General features: G+C 23.6%; 3 protein-coding genes. 2 read left to right on the top strand and 1 reads right to left on the bottom strand.

The features are described from left to right. Positions 1-902: 902 nt before the first annotated feature. Together EHU54_RS04850 and EHU54_RS04845 are read left to right on the top strand one after the other, a co-directional pair. Positions 903-2,183: a hypothetical protein gene (locus EHU54_RS04850; RefSeq protein ID WP_400249234.1), complete on the top strand. Its 1,281-nt coding sequence runs from the start codon at positions 903-905 to the stop codon at positions 2,181-2,183. 106 nt (positions 2,184-2,289) lie between these two features. Then, positions 2,290-2,730, top strand: coding sequence for a lipoprotein (locus EHU54_RS04845; RefSeq protein ID WP_400249233.1), 441 nt, complete (start codon positions 2,290-2,292; stop codon positions 2,728-2,730). 112 nt (positions 2,731-2,842) lie between these two features. Here EHU54_RS04845 and EHU54_RS04840 read toward each other — a convergent pair. Continuing rightward, positions 2,843-4,054: hypothetical protein (locus EHU54_RS04840; RefSeq protein ID WP_400249232.1), on the bottom strand; the 1,212-nt coding region annotated here is incomplete at its 5' end.

Raw genomic sequence — 4,054 nt, 5'->3', positions numbered from 1 at the left:
ATCAACATAGGCTTTTTGACCTGTTGTATTACCTTGCAATGTAAAAGGTACTTGTGGCAAATTAATTGTTGCCATAATATTTCACTCCCTTATTATCTAAGGTTTTTAAGTGTATAATCAGTTAATTTTTTAATTTCNTCAGGAGTATATGCTCCTTTTTCTTTAATAGTTTCAATTTCATCATTTTTATTTTCAACCGATTTTTCAATCATATCTTTAATAAAATTACCAGGTGAAACTGATAGTTGTTCTTCAACAAACAAATCAGGTTTTAATTCTTTTAAAGTTTGCATTTTTTCAGTTAAAGAATTACCACTAACTTTATTTAAATTATTTTTAATATCTTCAATTTTAGTCGATGGAACATCTTTAAATGCTTTTAATTCATCTAATTCATTAGCAACTTTTAAATACTCTTCTTTTGAAATAGTATCTTTACGCTTTTGAATACCCTCAATAATTTGTTTTGTTTCATTATGAAATTCATTTAATATATTATCTGCTATTTCTTCACTTAAACCTTGTTCTATTAATTGTTCTTTTGTAAGTGCCATTTTATAAACCTCTCTTTTTTTATTCTTGTTCGAATAACAAGTCAGCATAAGTCTTTTTAAGGCGGAAAGCATAAACCGTAAATTACTTTTTTGTTAAAAGGATAAACCGTTATAACTATTTTACACTGTTATTTTAGCAATACAATACTTTATATAACTTTTTTTCCCCCAAACTTAATATATTTTATTGCTAATTTAGCCCTTAAAACGCGTAATAAGAGCTATTTAACAAGATAAAATTTTGTAAATAATTCATAATTTTGCTTGTATATATATATATATATATATATATATTAAAGGTANAACTTGATAAAAAGTTTCAAGATTAAGAAAAGGAGAAAAACAAGTATGAAAAAACTTTTAAGTTTATTAAGTGTATTAACCATTAGTGGAACTGCTGTCCCAACAACAATTGCCGCCAGTCCTTATCAAAAAGAAGAAAAATTAAACAGAAACAAAAGATCAGAAAGTAATTTTAATGAATTTAAAAAAAGAAGTGTTTTTTTCTGAGATAAAATTAAGGCTGATTTTGCTGTCACATTAGTGCCAGAGTTTTGAGAAGAAGTTATTATTTTATATGAAAATGAATATTCTAATTTTGCTGACAAGTTTAAAGATAAAGCTATAAATAATATTTCATTTGGTCTTTTTGATGGTATGGGAGTGGGATATGACAAAAACAGGGCTATGAAAGATTTGGGAAATTTTATATCAAATAATTGAACTAGTATAAATAATAAATGAGAAAATAGTGATAGAAAACATAGAATAAGAATTTATTTTGATGCTTCTTTTATTGATCCAAGACATGGGACCTATAAAGATGGAAAATATTATGATACAAATATAAAAAATGATGAAACAACATATTCAAACAAATATATTGATAATTTAAAAAATGATTTTAATGATTTTTATAAAAATTCAATTAATTTGGGAATAATTGATAATAATGATGATAGCACTATATTAAATGCTGTTAAAAAACAAAATACAAATTTAAAAATATCACATTTGGAAGTTTTCGAAAAAACCCCGTATTCACATTTTACTTATAATTTTTCTGCTAGATTAAAAGTAAATAAACAAAGTACAATTTATTCTAAATTTATTTTAAAACCTAAATTAGTTTATGTTACTAAAGAATTTTTAGAAAATGACTTGTCAAAATTAATTGATAATGATAATTTAATTGAAAGTTGAAATACAAACTTTAATAGTTGAGAAAATGAAGTTAATCGTCAAATTAAAGATGATGTTCCAACTTTTACATTAGAACAAAAAAGAACTTGAAAAGGTGATAAATTAAATAATCTTAATGATAAATTACTTTCTTTACAACATATTTTAACAACAATAGATCTTAAATTTAAATCAAATGAATTATATGACAACCTTACAAAATTAAAAGAAGATGTTAATAATTTAAAACATCAAATTATTAATTTAAATAATGAAATTAATAATATTAAACAAAAATTAGAAGAAGATAAAGATTTAAAAATGTGTTCAGATATAGCTGGTAGTGTAGGGACAATTGCTCAGTTTATTCCTAAAGTTGGTAAAATAATTTCTGGTGTGGCAAAAGTAACTGGAGCTAGTTGTAAAATAATTAGTATTTTAAATTAGTTAAAAAATAAATAATTTATTTGAATACTAAAAACGGAAATATATTTAACATTATTTCCATTTTTAAATTAAATTAACAAATTGTAAAGAAGGGAATTTATAAAAAATGAAAAACATATTAAGCCTTTTAGGAACAATCTCTTTAATAGGAACAAGTACAACAAGTTTAATTGCTTGTAATACAACACAAGAATATACATCCGAAGAATTAGCAAAATTAAAAGCAGAAAACAAAATTAAAACAAACAACCAAGAAATTATAGATAATTTAGAATGAATAGCACCACAAGAAGCGCCATTTAAAGAAGTAAACAATAAATATTTTTATGTTGTTTCTAGAAATAGTTTAAATAATGGGTGAAAAGTATTTAAATTAAAAAATGATGGTGAAAAAGGTAGCGGTTTAAAAACAGATTGAGGTAAAAGACCTGTTGGTTTTATTTTTACTAATAATAATGAAATTTTATTAGCAACTGGTAATTTACTAGATTCTTCAACAGAATATATATGAGGTAAAGGGAAACATTATCAAGACTATATTAAATAAGTTTATCGCTGAAATGGTGAAGAACAAAAATTACCTAACTTAATTGCCGATGAAAATGGTAATGTAAAAGTTAATGGAGAATAAAAAAAGAGATGTAAATCTCTTTTTATTTTTATCTTGGTTTAATAGTTATTTTTATAGGGTTATTACTTTTATTTCTAATACCCAATACACTTGGGTTATCAACATCTATAATAATATTTTTATCATTACCAAGATATGTTCATTTTGAAGGTTTTAAATCTTTACCCGATAATATTCCAAGAATTTTTTTTGAAAATCTAATTTTTAATTTTACATCATTAGTATAATATGCTTGTAAATATGTTTCTTTAATTTTATTATCAACTTCATTTGACAGAGATGTTATTTGTAATAAAAATATAATATATGCTTCTTTATTATTAATTTTATAAATATTTTGATAATTATCACTTGGTAAACCATTAGTATATGCAGTAGCAAAAGTTTTAATATCATTTATCGGTATTTTTTTCGTATCTATTGTAAAAGTATTTAGAAAATTAACTTTATCAGTTTGTGAACGACCACTTTCTTGTAAAGTTATATTGTTTAATGAACCAATATTATGGTCACATTTTTGACCCTCTAATAAATTAATATTTCTATTAGGAATAAAATTATCTATTTCAGGAGGTCCACATTCAACTTGTATATTATTAAGATTACTTATTTCAATTGTTTTATAAGCATCTTGAAATTTACTAATACTTTGAATTGTTGGGTCAATTTGTTTTAAATCAATTTCAACTTCATAATAAGCATCATTAAATTCATCAGAAAATAAAGTTGTTGGATATTCAATTATATTTTTACATTGTGCTGGTGCTGTAATTTTAGTTATTAATGGTAGTACTACATCAGAAGGCATAATATTTTTTGTATATTCTGGATAATTATATGGTACTGGTGGGAGAACATATTGTGGGTAATTAAATGTTGGTATTTCATAGTCATGTGGTAATAAGAAACTAGTTTTATAATTAGTTGTCATATCGCGTAAATAATTGTTTAATACGCTTTTTGTTTTACCTCTGAAACTCCATACTGATAAGCGTAAATAATCTTCTTCATTATTTGTATATGGGTTATCAGCATAAAAGATAATTTCAAAATCACCTTTATATAAGGCTTGTATTGAAAACATATCAATTATATAACTACAATTTGTTCCATCAGGTGTTTGTAAGAATTCGCAATTATTATCTTTTTCACTATCACTAACTGGTGTTTGTGCATCAACTGATTTGGTTTTTTCATTAATTAAATAAACTCGGTTAGTTTTAGGATTTAATTGTTTTAA

The organism is Spiroplasma sp. ald (assembly GCF_044714355.1).
Lineage (GTDB): Bacteria > Bacillota_I > Bacilli_A > Mycoplasmatales > Mycoplasmataceae > Spiroplasma > Spiroplasma phoeniceum.
This window is presented reverse-complemented; position numbering and strand designations above follow the sequence as displayed.